The organism is Clostridiaceae bacterium HFYG-1003, assembly GCA_024579835.1.
Lineage (GTDB): Bacteria > Bacillota > Clostridia > Clostridiales > Clostridiaceae > JG1575.
On sequence record CP102060.1, the window covers coordinates 3,362,270 to 3,374,780 of the forward strand.

15 protein-coding genes and 3 pseudogenes are annotated in these 12,511 nt (G+C 46.0%); 12 read left to right on the top strand and 6 right to left on the bottom strand.

The features are described from left to right. Positions 1-36 precede the first annotated feature (36 nt). The 4 genes from NQU17_15115 to NQU17_15130 all read left to right on the top strand — a co-directional run bounded on the left by NQU17_15115 (position 37) and on the right by NQU17_15130 (position 1,033). Positions 37-258: a DUF1659 domain-containing protein gene (locus NQU17_15115; protein UUM11921.1), complete on the top strand. Its 222-nt coding sequence runs from the start codon at positions 37-39 to the stop codon at positions 256-258. A 10-nt stretch (positions 259-268) separates the two neighbouring features. Further along, entirely contained in the window at positions 269-472 is a 204-nt protein-coding gene (locus NQU17_15120) for a DUF2922 domain-containing protein (protein UUM11922.1), read from the top strand. Between the two features lie 125 nt (positions 473-597). Next, positions 598-819: a DUF1659 domain-containing protein gene (locus NQU17_15125; GenBank protein ID UUM11923.1), complete on the top strand. Its 222-nt coding sequence runs from the start codon at positions 598-600 to the stop codon at positions 817-819. A 10-nt stretch (positions 820-829) separates the two neighbouring features. Beyond that, positions 830-1,033 carry a DUF2922 domain-containing protein gene (locus NQU17_15130; GenBank protein ID UUM11924.1) on the top strand — a complete coding sequence of 68 codons (204 nt, stop codon included), beginning with the start codon at positions 830-832 and terminating at the stop codon, positions 1,031-1,033. A 189-nt stretch (positions 1,034-1,222) separates the two neighbouring features. On the opposite strand, the gene NQU17_15135 is transcribed toward NQU17_15130, so the two are convergent. Beyond that, complete coding sequence (locus tag NQU17_15135; protein UUM11925.1) at positions 1,223-1,696, bottom strand: pyridoxamine 5'-phosphate oxidase family protein; 474 nt, start codon at positions 1,694-1,696, stop codon at positions 1,223-1,225. 455 nt (positions 1,697-2,151) lie between these two features. On the opposite strand from NQU17_15135, the gene NQU17_15140 reads away from it, so the two are divergent. The 3 genes and pseudogenes from NQU17_15140 to NQU17_15150 all read left to right on the top strand — a co-directional run bounded on the left by NQU17_15140 (position 2,152) and on the right by NQU17_15150 (position 4,068). Continuing rightward, complete coding sequence (locus NQU17_15140; GenBank protein ID UUM11926.1) at positions 2,152-3,513, top strand: MBL fold metallo-hydrolase; 1,362 nt, start codon at positions 2,152-2,154, stop codon at positions 3,511-3,513. 25 nt (positions 3,514-3,538) lie between these two features. Next, the gene (locus tag NQU17_15145; protein UUM11927.1) at positions 3,539-3,739 is read left to right on the top strand and encodes a DUF3006 domain-containing protein; all 201 of its coding nucleotides are present in this window, start codon (positions 3,539-3,541) and stop codon (positions 3,737-3,739) included. Positions 3,740-3,945: 206 nt separating this feature from the next. Beyond that, positions 3,946-4,068: pseudogene (locus NQU17_15150) on the top strand (transposase). 109 nt (positions 4,069-4,177) lie between these two features. On the opposite strand, the gene NQU17_15155 reads toward NQU17_15150, so the two are convergent. Genes NQU17_15155 through NQU17_15165 form a run of 3 tightly spaced genes read right to left on the bottom strand, consistent with a single transcriptional unit; the run spans position 4,178 to position 6,866 of the window. After that, positions 4,178-4,978 carry an AAA family ATPase gene (locus NQU17_15155; protein UUM11928.1) on the bottom strand — a complete coding sequence of 267 codons (801 nt, stop codon included), beginning with the start codon at positions 4,976-4,978 and terminating at the stop codon, positions 4,178-4,180. Then, on the bottom strand, positions 4,971-6,359 hold the full coding sequence (locus NQU17_15160; protein ID UUM11929.1) for a DDE-type integrase/transposase/recombinase: 1,389 nt from the start codon (positions 6,357-6,359) through the stop codon (positions 4,971-4,973). Before NQU17_15160 ends, NQU17_15155 begins: the two co-directional genes overlap by 8 nt. Before the next feature lie 27 nt (positions 6,360-6,386). Beyond that, positions 6,387-6,866: a DUF6431 domain-containing protein gene (locus NQU17_15165; GenBank protein UUM11930.1), complete on the bottom strand. Its 480-nt coding sequence runs from the start codon at positions 6,864-6,866 to the stop codon at positions 6,387-6,389. Positions 6,867-7,115: 249 nt separating this feature from the next. Between NQU17_15165 and NQU17_15170 the strand changes: the two genes are divergently transcribed. From NQU17_15170 to NQU17_15190, 5 genes and pseudogenes are all read left to right on the top strand, one after another. Beyond that, on the top strand, positions 7,116-8,720 hold the full coding sequence (locus tag NQU17_15170) for an IS3 family transposase (GenBank protein ID UUM11931.1): 1,605 nt from the start codon (positions 7,116-7,118) through the stop codon (positions 8,718-8,720). Positions 8,721-8,758: 38 nt separating this feature from the next. Next, positions 8,759-9,127, top strand: a pseudogene (gene tnpA, locus NQU17_15175) (IS200/IS605 family transposase). A gap of 277 nt (positions 9,128-9,404) precedes the next feature. Then, positions 9,405-9,866, top strand: a pseudogene (gene tnpA / locus NQU17_15180) (IS200/IS605 family transposase). A gap of 433 nt (positions 9,867-10,299) precedes the next feature. Then, positions 10,300-10,482 (top strand): hypothetical protein, encoded by a 183-nt coding sequence (locus tag NQU17_15185; GenBank protein UUM11932.1) that lies wholly within the window; start codon positions 10,300-10,302, stop codon positions 10,480-10,482. A gap of 80 nt (positions 10,483-10,562) precedes the next feature. After that, positions 10,563-10,967 carry a DUF3846 domain-containing protein gene (locus NQU17_15190; GenBank protein UUM11933.1) on the top strand — a complete coding sequence of 135 codons (405 nt, stop codon included), beginning with the start codon at positions 10,563-10,565 and terminating at the stop codon, positions 10,965-10,967. 115 nt (positions 10,968-11,082) lie between these two features. Here NQU17_15190 and NQU17_15195 read toward each other — a convergent pair whose 3' ends face one another. Then, the gene (locus NQU17_15195; GenBank protein UUM11934.1) at positions 11,083-11,913 is read right to left on the bottom strand and encodes a nucleotidyl transferase AbiEii/AbiGii toxin family protein; all 831 of its coding nucleotides are present in this window, start codon (positions 11,911-11,913) and stop codon (positions 11,083-11,085) included. After that, positions 11,910-12,503, bottom strand: a complete 594-nt coding sequence (locus tag NQU17_15200) for a type IV toxin-antitoxin system AbiEi family antitoxin domain-containing protein (GenBank protein ID UUM11935.1) — start codon at positions 12,501-12,503, stop codon at positions 11,910-11,912. The genes NQU17_15195 and NQU17_15200 overlap by 4 nt, the downstream gene beginning before the upstream one ends. Positions 12,504-12,511: the final 8 nt, after the last annotated feature.

A 12,511-nucleotide genomic window follows, 5' to 3' on the forward strand; every position in this document is an offset into this window, starting at 1 on the left:
CAGCTGCGTACTTATTGAGTGAAAGGAGTTGATGATATGTCAGTACTTAAACCCAAAAACCAATCACTGGAGCTGATTTTTCTCAAAACAGTCAGCGACACCGGAAAGCAGGCTCTTGAAACCCGTCGGTTCAAGAACCTGAAGGGGGATGCCGCCCCGGATGCCATTATGTCGGTGGCCAAGGCCATCGCGGGGATTTCCCTGGGCAGTTTTTCTCAGTATCAGGTCACTGTTTCATCCGAACTGGCGGAAGCCTAGGAGGTAGCCAATGAACACTCTTGTCTGCAAATTTAAGAACAAAGCGGGGAAAGCAGTCAGTCTGCGGGTTCCCAATGTGAAGGACGGCCTCACGGCGGAAGAAGTCAACGGTCTGATGGCTCTCATCATTTCCTCCAATATCTTCTTTGTGGGGGATCAGGAACTGGCTTCGGCTGTGTCCAATGAGTTCAATACTTCTACAGTGCTGGGCTAACCGGCATCCGTCCTGTTAAGAACCGCATCAGGCAACAGGAGCTGCCAGAATCGAAAGGTTTTGGTTGCTCTGCCTGGCAAAATGTATGATATCCCAGATCCAATTAAAAAAGAGGAGTTGATGTTATGTCTATTTTAAAACCGAAAAACCAGTCTCTGGAACTTATTTTCCTCAAATCCGTGAGTGAAACCGGCAAGCAGGTTCTCGAAACCCGCCGGTTCAAGAACCTGAAGGGAGAAGCCACCCCTGATGCCATCCTGACCGTGGCCAAGGCCATTGCCGCCATCTCGCTGGGCAGCTTCACCCAGTATCAGGTCACTGTTTCATCTGAACTGGCACAAGCCTAGGAGGTAACCCATGAATACACTTGTCTGCAAATTCAAGAATAAAGCGGGAAAGTCCGTCAGCATGCGGATTCCCAATGTAAAGGCCGGCCTGACGGCCGAAGAGGTCAACGGACTGATGGATCTGATGATTTCCTCCAACATCTTCTATGTGGGGGATCAGGAGCTGGCATCGATTCAGTCCAATGAATTCAACACATCCACAGTTCTCGCATAACAAACAGGACCGGGCTTGCCCGGTCCTGTCCTATTTTTTGTGGAATTTTTTGTTTTGGGCTAGGCTTTGGGGTAAGCAGAAGCTCGGAAGGTGAGCCAGCAATTCCTCACCGGAGTTTCGGCCGTTGGAGTCTTCGCCATTGGAGGGACACATGCTGATCCGTCTTGTCACAGAGCATTACAATATGTCCTATTCGTAGTACTTTCCGGTGATCTCGCGGCAGCTGACTTGAAGGACGGCGGTTCCTTTGACCATCCCCTCCGGCAGAGGCTTGTCTGCCAGGTGAGGGGTGTACTTTTGAATGATCTTGCTCAGAATCAGACGTTTAACTTCCAGATCTGTGATCAGGGAAGCGTCACCCTGGATCAGGACGCTTTGGTACTGGGTGTTTGTGTCACAGGGATTTTCAGCCGGGTCAAGCAGTAACTTTTCCATGTTGTAAGCCGCAAAACAGACCGCGGAAGTGTTCTTGATGTTCTCGATCTTTTGCCCCAGAGGCAATCCGTGGAAATACAGCTGGTCATCAAAGAAGACAAAATGAATCGGTGTTACATAAGGAGTACCATCCGGCCGTATGGTAGCCAGGGTACCGGTCTGGACATTGTTTAAGAGGTTCTCAATTTGATCCTGGTTCAGCTGATGGGTTTTCATACGAAATTGCATGATTGTTCCTCCGCGACTTAATATTCCGGGCGTAATGGAATTTTTAAATTCATGTTGGTTTTATCATAGCATAGAACTAAGAGGGTTCTGTAAATCATTGATATTCAATGATTGCAGAACCTTCCTAGTTATTACTTTCTGTTTAACCGTAATTCTTTGGAATTCTGCGGATTGTTCTTTTACCGAAACTTTCACGGAGGAATGTCATCAAAAATTGTGGAGATCGATGATGACAATTTTGATGCTCGTGCTCGTGCTCGCAGTCAAGACTCAGCAAATATTGAATTTATCTATATTGAACCTGTAACCCTTTTCACCCCTATGGTTCCATCAGTTAAAAGTTTATGCTAAGATAGAATTATCGTATAAATCATATAAAAAATAAAAATATAATTTATTAAAACCTGAGTGTTTTTTATAGAATGTTTTGGAAATAATAAGGGGGGGCAAGATTTTTGAAAAAAAGGAATTTTTTGGTGCGTCGAATCATTCCGGCTTTATTTGGATTGGGTATTGTGGGACAACTTTTTTCGCCATCTCCATTGGAAGCGGAAAATAACAAAGCATCATTGACGAAAGCCAACCAGGTTTCTTCAATAACAACGGGTGCTGCTACTTCCACTCAAGCTCTTCAGACAAGGCTAACTGCGCCAATCGCAACAAAACTTCCATCTACCGTACCACCATCAACTACCGTACCACCATCAACCATTGCGCCTGTAACTACGACTCCATCCACGACGGCAGCCATCACAACGACTCCATCAACCAGTCCACCTGTAACCAGTGTCTCGTCTGCTCCCACTACCCCAGTTATTGCGGAAAATACCAGCAAAGACAGTGGCACCATGAAGGTTCACTTCCTCGATGTTGGACAGGGCGATGCGATTTTCATCGAGCTGCCGAATGATCAGACGATGCTGATTGACGCGGGGCCATCTTCAGCCGGAACTGAAGTTGCAAAGTATGTTCGTGGTAAGACATCTAAATTAACATATGCGGTTGCGACTCATCCACATGCTGATCATATAGGAGGAATGACTTCTGTCATTCATTCAATCGACATTGAACGGTTTATCATGCCTCGAAAACAGCATACAACCAAAACGTTTGAGGCAATGCTCGATGCACTGATTTCCAACCGGATTAAGGTAACGGAAGCCAAAGCCGGTGTTTCTCTCCTAGATACCGCAGATCTGGATATTGACATACTGGGTCCTTCAAGTTCAGTGAGTGGGACGAACCTGAATAATTACTCTGCGATTATACGAATCAAATATAAAGAAGCGGATTTTCTATTTGTTGGAGACGCAGAGACATCTGCATTATCCAAGGTAACGTCAATGGACATGGATGTTCTTAAGGTGGGTCATCACGGATCGGACACATCCTCCCCTTTGACATTTCTAAAAAGAATTGATCCTGAATATTCCGTGATTTCGGTGGGTTCTAATGGATATGGACATCCCACACGGAGTGCTTTAGGGAATTTGAATTCAGTTGGATCAAAAGTTTATCGGACAGATCAATCCGGAACTATAATTATTACGACAGACGGAAGTAAAATTGCAGTAAACAAGTCTCCGGCTAAGATTGTGGCAAGCAGTCCGGTAACAACGACACCATCAACAAAACCCAGCTCAACAAAACCACCGGAAAGTAAACCGACAACGACGAAAGACCGGATAGTCTATGGTACGAAAACCGGTTCCAAGTACCACGAAGCTGGATGCCGATACCTATCAAAAAGTAAGATAGCAATGACCCTGTCAAAGGCCAAGTCGTCAGGACTTACCCCTTGCAGTGTATGTCATTGATTATAAATTAAGAAGGAGTGACATTATGGTAGTAACAATTGATCGGTTTGAAGGGGATTATGCAGTCTGCGAAATGGAAGACATGACTTTTGCAAACCTCCCCAAAGCATTTCTTCCCGCAGGTGCGCAGGAAGGATCGAAGCTTAGTATAAATTTAGACGCAGCATCTCAGGCTGCTGATGAAGCCAGAATTGAAGGAAAGATGAATCAACTTTTCAATGATTAGAAAGGAAATCGAAAGAGCGCTTTAGGGCGCTCTTTTGGTTTTATTGGTGCACTATTAGTGCGTTTCAATTGTTCCAATTGAAACAAATAAACCCCCTGCTATGCAGGGGGAGGAAAATATAGCTTTAGCTTTAAGATAATAAACCTGTGATAAAATATTGTCAGGCTGTCAACCGAACTCTAAATTATCACAGGAGGTGTCCAAAAGTGGACAAAAATAGTTTAGCACATACCAGTTGGAACTGTAAGTATCACATTGTGTTCGCACCAAAATATCGGAGAAGAGTTATATATGGGCAACTCAAGATCGAAATCGGGCAGATATTAAGAGATTTATTGTTACTGCTATTGTTCCTTGTCCAGAAGTTGATGGTATTTCTTGTCCGGGAATTGCTGGAAAGAATGGCAAGTTGAGAGAAATTTCAACTTGCCATTTTGTTTAGCTCAGTTCCCCATTGATGACCAGTTTGACCATGTGGTCGTCAATGATTCGCTTTCCACTTTGGTAACCAAAAATCAGGGTGCTGGTACACACTTGGTTGACTAGCCTGGCGGATCCACCGGAGTATCGATAGATTGCCTCAGTAGCCTCATCTGAGAAGAGCTCATGGTCGATCCCGGCATATTCCAGGTGGCGTTTCATGTATCCCTTCACCTGTGAGTGGTCCATCAATTGCATTTTGCACTGGATGTCGATCCGTTGCCGGATCGCCGTATAGGACTGCATCTGGAGCTTCTCCCATAGCTCGACCTGGCCCACCAGTACCAGTGCCATGGGACTGACGGCATCCATCCGGAAGTTGAGGAGAAAACGTACCTCTTCAAGCATTTCTCGATCCAGCAGATGCGCCTCATCGACAACGACCACCGGACGCTTATTGTGGAGTCCTTTCATCAGCTCGATCTCTTTATGCAGCTGGCGTTTGGCATCCCCTCGATAGAATCTTGATTCGGCCCCCAGCTGATCCAGCATCCCTTTGTAGAAATTTCTCGGCGTCATTTTCGAGTCTGCCAGATAGATCAGGGTATATCTGCTGTCATCCAGTTGATCGCGGAATCGGCGAATGGTGGTCGTCTTACCAGTGCCGCACTCTCCGGTGAGTACACAGAAGAGTTGCCGTTCGGCGACATAGGATAATCTGCTCAGAGACTCCTCCAGCGTATTGGAGGGGAATAGTTCCGTCGTCGGCAGATCCCGACAGAATGGAGTTTTCTTGAAGCCATAAAACTCTTCAAACATCACTGCCACCCCCTTTTCTTATGTCTTTGAAAGAGATGGCCGTAGACTGCTGTTTGTCTTTTCGCTTCTGATTCTGCTTTTGGGCACCATCGAGTAACCGGGAAGAGGTTGGCTTGACTGGAGTCAGGAACTCCGGCAGCTGAGGCTTGGGCGCCACCCGCTCCCCAATGACCAGCTTTCTCACCACAAAGGGTTTGTCATCCTGATACTCAATGCTCAATTCCTCGGTGTTACTGGGGTCATAGACCACTTCCACGCTGCGAGCCACATAGGGTAGCCCAACTTCATACTTCGCGCCGCCAAAGCTGATGCAGCCACTCTTATCGACTTTTCTGGTCTCAGCGTGCAAAAAGGCGTTGGCGACCTTCTCCGCTGGCAGATATTTCAAGGGCCTGGGATCCAGATTATACGCCTGATGCGGGGTCGTTCCATTGAGTGCGGTATGCGGTTTGTTCTGGTAGCATTCTTCCAACCAGATCCAGAACCGCTCATTCATAACCTCGAGGGATCGTTCCGAGTTATCGAATTTATACTCATCGAGAAACCGATCGATATTCTGATTGAATTTTTCTATTTTTCCGGTGCCTTCCGGAGAGTAGGGCTTTGCGAAGATCAGCCGGATGCCAAGCTTTGCGCAGGCTCTGGACATCCACTTATTTTTAAACTGGCGGCCGTTATCGAAGTATGCCTGCTCTGGAATTCCCCACTTGAGGATGGCTTTGCGGAAGCAATCCTCAACGATGCTCTGCTCCAGGTTCGAGTAGAACTGGGCATGGAGGATCATCCGGGTAGCGTCGTCCAAAAACGCCACCAGATAGACCTGCTGCGGCTTGTTTCCAGGACCGATCGGCAGGTAACAGCCATACTTGATATCCGAATGCCACAGTTTGTTGCGGGTGCGTTTTTGAAATCGGCGGGTAGCTACCCCGCCAGCGGCATAGATGGCCATATGCTTCCCGCTGTAGCCCTTCTCCTGCAATTTCTCCTGCAGGCTGCTTCGCTTGATCGAGCCAGCTTCGGTGAGGCCTTCCCATTCCATGATTCGAATGATCTCAGCCACACTTCTGGACGGGATCTCTTTGCGCAGCCGCACGGCTTCGTCCAACACCAGCGCCGGGATGGCTCTTGAATCCTGCGATACCCTCGCCTGCGGTATCAGTCCGGAAAATCCCTTCTGCTGATAACTATTCAGATATCGCCGTAAGGTCCGCTCGGAAATCCCAGCCTCGCGGCAGATCTGCTCCTTAAGCACCCGGATCTGCCCCTTGTCCAAGTCATGGGAAAGAAGGGGCGCCAGTAGAATCGCCCGTTGCGTCGCTATTTCCTGTGCTTTTTCCTTGTCCTTCATGTCATGCCTCCATTCAATTTCGAGTGATGACATGATTTTAGAGGACTCCTCGGTGGACACCTATGCCAACTGGGTATGTGGCCATCGGTGATTGTTGACTAAAATCCGGACAACCTTTTTCAGCCAGCCCGCAGGCTCGCCTACAAAGAAGAAAATCCTCTCGAGTATGGACTGAGGCAGATCGGAAAAGTCGACCCCATAGTCCTGAGTGACTGTAGCATATGTACTGAGCAGAGCACCGACTAAAGCGTGGGCTCTGGAGTTGAACCAGGCTCGGACCCGCCGAATGGTCGAATTCTCAACGGGCACCGCTTCATGTTGACCGGTGATGATCTGCTCCAGGATCGTTGTGGTCTGCCGCTTATAGGGAGTTAAGAGATCCGGAAGTTCGTGATGGATCTTCCCGCAACCGGGGTTGGTACAGCGCAGGCGACGAAGCACCAGGATCATGACATCCCCATTCTCGTTGATCACTGATCTCCTGCGGGAGCCAATGACCTTAAGCGACTGATGACAGATGGGACATATGCTTTTCTCCATACTCCGAACAAAAAACACCCTGATCGGGATTCCATTCTAAAATGTATTTTGATATACTGATCATGCTAATAACTTAGTAAGGATCCTCCCTGATGACTCGGCGCGAACCATAGAGTCAGGGAGGATCTCTTTTTGTCCTCCACAATATTATTAGGGACATTATATCCGTCTATTTACGGACAGGCAAGGCTGGCTACTAGGGCATGCGGACAAAAACTTGGACTATAAATAATATCCAAGGAGGCCCGCATGTATTCATATGAGCAACGGTTAAAAGCAGTAGAGTTATTGATAAAGTACGACATGAGTTATGCTGCCGTTATTAGAGAATTAGGATACCCCAATAGTCGTAGCTTACGGAGGTGGTATTACGAGTATAGGGATAAGGGTAACTTAAGCAAAGAGTTTCCTATAAGGGAACAGTTCTCTCCTGATCAGAAGCAGGCAGCAGTTGACTACTATCTTCAACATGGAAAGAATTTAAGTAGAACATGTCGGATACTAGGGTATCCCCATCGCGAAACATTAGACAAATGGCTCAGGGAACTTGCTCCCGAAGAGAAAAAACTTTGTAGGGCCAGCCGGCCTGGTGTAAGATATACCCAAGATTATAAGGAGCAAGCCGTAATAGCCCTATGTAGCCGTGAAAAGACCGCTAAAGAGGTTGCGGCAGATTATGGGACAACCAGGGAGAACCTGTACAACTGGCATAATCAGCTCCTAATCAAGGAGCCGACGGTTGAAATGAAGCTTTCAAAAGCAAGGGCAAAGAAAAAGGATAAAGAAAATCTTAAGGCTAATAATGCAGAAGTAGACGAGCTGCAAAGCTCCGTATTGGCACTTACACAGGAACGTGATGATCTGAAGAAGGAGGTCCACCGCTTAAAAATAGAGCGTGATATCTATGAAAAGGCTGCTGAAATAATAAAAAAAGACGAGGGCATTAGTATTGAATCACTATCAAACCGTGAAAAGGTTATCGTTATTAATGCCCTTCGAAAAACATACAGCCTGGCTGAGCTGCTGGGTGTTATGCAGATGGCCAAGAGCAGTTACTGTTATCAAGCAGCGGCAATCCGCTATGACAAGTATCAAGAGGTCCGTGTTCAGGTAAGAGAGAGTTTTGAGGCATCTGGGCACTCCTATGGGTACCGGCGAATCCACGCAGAGTTAAGAGCCTGGGGCGTGGTTCTTTCCGAGAAGGTAGTTCGGCGCATCATGAAAGAAGAAAAGCTCATCGTTCCAATTGTTCGGCACTCAAAGTACAACTCTTACAAGGGCGAAATAACCCCAGCTGTAGATAATGTCATTAATCGCGACTTCCATTCGGAGAAACCAAATGAAAAATGGCTAACTGATATTACTGAGTTTGGTATTCCAGCCGGAAAGGTCTATCTATCTCCAATCATTGACTGCTATGATGGCATGCCTGTTACCTGGACCATAGGAACATCGCCCAATGCTGACCTCGTAAATACCATGTTAGATGACGCCATAGAAACATTGCAGGATGATGAAAAGCCCATTGTTCACAGTGACAGAGGCTCACACTATCGCTGGCAAGGCTGGATCGAGCGAATGGAACAGCATGGACTTATAAGATCTATGTCAAAAAAAGGATGCTCCCCCGATAATTCTGCTTGCGAAGGCTTCTTCGGTCGTCTTAAGAATGAAATGTTCTATGGTCGATCATGGAAAAATGTATCGATTGAGCAGTTCATCCATGAGGTTAACAAATATCTTTGCTGGTATAAAGACAAACGAATTAAGCTATCTCTCGGTGGTTTGAGCCCAATACAATATCGAAAAAGCTTAGGGTTAAGTGTTCCCCGAATATCGGTGGACGAATGCTAATATGGTCCAAAAAAATATCCGCACCCCCCTATAGGACGATTGGTTCCGGCATAAACAATTTATGCCAAAGGAAAGGTGTAATAATTCATGAAGCAGAAGCCTGTCCAGATCACATTCATATGTTGATCAGTATTCCACCCAAATTCAGCGTTTCTCATGTGATGGGATACTTAAAAGGTAAGAGTTCGCTCATAATCTTTGAAAGACACGCAAACTTAAAATATAAGTTTGGGTCGAGGCACTTTTGGTGCAGGGGCTACTTTGTCGATACTGTCGGAAAAAATGCGAAGAGGATTGAGGAATACATTAAGAATCAATTACAGGAAGATATGGTAGCAGATCAAATCAGCATCAAAGAATACATTGACCCGTTTACGGGTGAGCCGGTAGAAAGATCCAAAAAATAAGCTGCTTTAGCAGCAGGAGGGAAAAGAGGGCGGCTGACAGCCGCTTCATGCGCTCTCACGAGCGCGGCCGGTAAAATGCCCTTATAGGGCATAGTCAAACCGCCGGCTAAGCCGGCGGTATTGATTATGGACTTTAGTTGGTTGAGCTCGGAACGAGCGAAACAATAAACCTCCCGCTATGCGGGAGCGCGTCAGCTAGTTCTACAAAAATGTCACCCTCCATATTAGAATAGTGAGTGTTCAAGCCACTAATTCAATAATAAGGAGGGTGACATCAATGGCCACCAAAGAGTATAGCCTTTCTCATACGAAGTGGATGTGTAAATACCACATCATCTTCACTCCAAAGTATAGAAGAAAAATTATTTATAATCAACTCAGAACGAACATGATCGATATTTTCAAGCGGTTATGTAAGTACAAAGGGGTTGAGATACTGGAAGGGCACATGATGCCAGATCATGTGCATCTTCTGGTGGCGATACCCCCAAAAATCTCTGTAGCGGCATTCATGGGGTACTTATAAGGGAAAAGCGCTATGATGATTTTTGAACAACATTCCAATCTGAAGTACAAATTTGGGAATCGGAACTTCTGGGCGCAGGGTTACTACGTGTCGACGGTCGGGCTCAATGAAGCAACGATCCGAAAGTATATCCAGGAACAGGAGAAAGAGGATATGCTGTCCGATAAGCTGAGTCTGAAGGAATATAAAGACCCGTTTACGGGTAAAGCGTAGTCAGTGCCTCGGTGGCTTGAACGAAGTGAAAGCCAGCGTCTTGAGGCGCTGGCTAGTTTCACACGGCATATTGCCGTGGAGCAAACCACCCGTTGTACGGGTGGTTATGATTGGCTCTTTGAATGATTTTTGCAAATAACATAAATTCCAGTGATTTATCTGTCCATACTATAGGCCTGATCCATCAAGTGAAGCCACGATCGAGAAGAATGAGATTGGATGCTCAATCCAACAAGGAGACCATCCAGGGAAAAATCGAATATAAGTTTATTGTTCAGCGTTATGATAAAGATCATCTAGATGAATCGTGGATCTGATGGTGGAGACGCTAGTAGTAACGATTCCGCCATTTTGTTTCAGGACTGGCTATAATCCCATCTGTCCGATCCTGATGCTCTCAAACTTCATAAATGACGGCATACCTCAGGTACATATGGACAGACAGGACATTGAGCTTGATTACCTCAGACGCTTCAATGTCCTCGTAGTCTGGGGCTCTCGGATCGACGAAGCCATGAAAAACGACATTGCCATCGCTGAGCCCTATCGAATCCCGGCAACAACCTTAAGCGGCATCCTTACGGTTAAAAGCCACGGTCAGAAGACCCCCAAATAGCATAATTCCTGAATATGCACAAAACATTGGAAAAAAGGAATGTTTCGTGTAATTTCAGAAAAAAAAGGGAGAAGAAATCTATGGACGTATTGATTGTTGAACCTGAAAAAGCGCTGCGTATGGCCAGTATCACCGGCGACCTGAACTCTCTGCAGCAGGTTGTCGGCGGCTACATCGAAGCCGTCTATCCCTATGATGACCCGGTTGCCATCGTCTGCCATGAAGAAGGCAAGCTCATCGGACTCCCACTTAACCGAAAACTTGAGGACTACGACATCATCGCCGGAACCTTTATCGTCTGCGGGCTTGGCGAAGAGGATTTCGATTCCCTCACCCCAGAGCTGGCAGAAAAGTATCGGGAGAAATTTGCCGACCCGGAGATCTTCATGAAGATGGGCAGCCGTATAGTTGCCATTCCTATCAAGCCCAAGGACGAGCTGCATATGGCCAAACCGAAGCAGAAGTCCACGGAACCTGAGATTTAGCAAACTTGAATTGAAGAAGCCTTCTCAAGAGATTGTTATTGAGAAGGCGACTTTCAATTACAAGTATACTTACTTTACTCGACTGATACGTATTTTTGTAAATACGTCAAATTAATCAGAGAGTCTGAACCAATCCCCTAATGGCCTCCATGACATCCTCATATGTGATCCCATCCGCGTACCGATAATCTTTTGTGTACTTACTCCATCTGGATCTCAATGTGTCGCTTCCACTGATTTCATCCAGTCGACTGCTGATGTTCGTAAAGATGTGAGTCGTTTCCCTATGTGCAGACGTTGATTTCAGGGCGTCTACAAATATCGAATGTTCAAAACGCTGGGTCTTCGCCAAGATATAAACATCGTAAAAATCCCTTGGGCGCGTATTCAGCTCACCTCTTCTCAGAATAGTTTCCATTTTTTCAGCCAAGACGGTTTCAATGTTATAAGCCCAAATTCCGAAGCTGCCTTCTTCAAAAATCATTTTGAACAAATAGAGGACTTCCTTTGGTGTGATGGCGTCACCCGTTGTGATATCAATCTGCATGGGGGTAGTGATGGTATCATATTCAGCCATAATGCTCACTCGATAACCGCCATACGCATCATCGTCCCGTATGGCATCGATCCCGGAAAATGAGAAGGACACATCATCATCAATGACAACGCTGCAGATGTCATTGATCGCTTTGGTCAGGGCTTCAACGTTGATAGGATAATTCTTAATCGTTGCGTCCATATCCATTGTCGATCGGTTATCGATGCCGACAAGTGCCGCAATCAGCATTCCGCCTTTCAGGATGAATTTATCCTGATACTTTGATTGAGAAAGCCTTTCCAGGAACCGTTCAAACATGTAGTTTTGAAGCACGACTTGGGCGGACATATCTTTCTTCCTGGCCAAGTTTCTGATTTTCGCTTTTAAGCTCATGGCTTTCCCGCTCATATCAGCACCTCCAGATAGCTTTTTAGTACTGCTTCAACTTTCAGTTTCCTGGCATATTCCAAGAGAATTGAATGATCCGCAGATTTCAATTTCACAAATCGTTTCAACGCATCGTTTAGAATCTGGACATCAATCCGACTTCTGCTTCTGATCAAATCACAGACAGTTCTCTCGACATCGTAAGTCCTGATCGGATTGCCATGTGAACTCTTCACCGTTTCAACGCCAAGCTCGTGCAGCTCTTTTTTGATGTAGTAGATTTTGAATCGATCTGCGACTGATCCCACCACTTTGTAACCACTTGGAACAGAGGCTGAATACTCAAAAGGAGTCCTGTCAGAAAGACCATGCAAATAGAGCGCAGTCTCATGAGAATAAATCAATTTTTGATATTTCGTTTGCATGGCATACATTTCATCTTCAATGGCATCGATTGAAACATAAACACCACGATCCACTCTTTCCAGTTTCCCTTCGGCTACCATCATTTGAAGATAGGTTCTAGGAATTTCATATATATCCAGGTCAGCACTTAAAACTGTGCCGTGTTGCTTCTGAATGAGCTTTTCAAGTTTTTCCAAGTAATTCATCATCATCA

Excerpts from the sequence above, each read along its gene's own strand:
- NQU17_15195 (UUM11934.1), bottom strand. The coding sequence starts at position 11,913 with ATGAGCGGGAAAGCCATGAGCTTAAAAGCGAAAATCAGAAACTTGGCC.
- NQU17_15160 (UUM11929.1), bottom strand. The coding sequence starts at position 6,359 with ATGTCATCACTCGAAATTGAATGGAGGCATGACATGAAGGACAAGGAA.
- NQU17_15170 (UUM11931.1), top strand. The coding sequence starts at position 7,116 with ATGTATTCATATGAGCAACGGTTAAAAGCAGTAGAGTTATTGATAAAG.
- NQU17_15120 (UUM11922.1), top strand. The coding sequence starts at position 269 with ATGAACACTCTTGTCTGCAAATTTAAGAACAAAGCGGGGAAAGCAGTC.
- NQU17_15130 (UUM11924.1), top strand. The coding sequence starts at position 830 with ATGAATACACTTGTCTGCAAATTCAAGAATAAAGCGGGAAAGTCCGTC.
- NQU17_15125 (UUM11923.1), top strand. The coding sequence starts at position 598 with ATGTCTATTTTAAAACCGAAAAACCAGTCTCTGGAACTTATTTTCCTC.
- NQU17_15135 (UUM11925.1), bottom strand. The coding sequence starts at position 1,696 with ATGCAATTTCGTATGAAAACCCATCAGCTGAACCAGGATCAAATTGAG.
- NQU17_15200 (UUM11935.1), bottom strand. The coding sequence starts at position 12,503 with ATGAATTACTTGGAAAAACTTGAAAAGCTCATTCAGAAGCAACACGGC.
- NQU17_15165 (UUM11930.1), bottom strand. The coding sequence starts at position 6,866 with ATGGAGAAAAGCATATGTCCCATCTGTCATCAGTCGCTTAAGGTCATT.
- NQU17_15155 (UUM11928.1), bottom strand. The coding sequence starts at position 4,978 with ATGTTTGAAGAGTTTTATGGCTTCAAGAAAACTCCATTCTGTCGGGAT.
- NQU17_15115 (UUM11921.1), top strand. The coding sequence starts at position 37 with ATGTCAGTACTTAAACCCAAAAACCAATCACTGGAGCTGATTTTTCTC.
- NQU17_15145 (UUM11927.1), top strand. The coding sequence starts at position 3,539 with ATGGTAGTAACAATTGATCGGTTTGAAGGGGATTATGCAGTCTGCGAA.
- NQU17_15185 (UUM11932.1), top strand. The coding sequence starts at position 10,300 with ATGGACAGACAGGACATTGAGCTTGATTACCTCAGACGCTTCAATGTC.
- NQU17_15190 (UUM11933.1), top strand. The coding sequence starts at position 10,563 with ATGGACGTATTGATTGTTGAACCTGAAAAAGCGCTGCGTATGGCCAGT.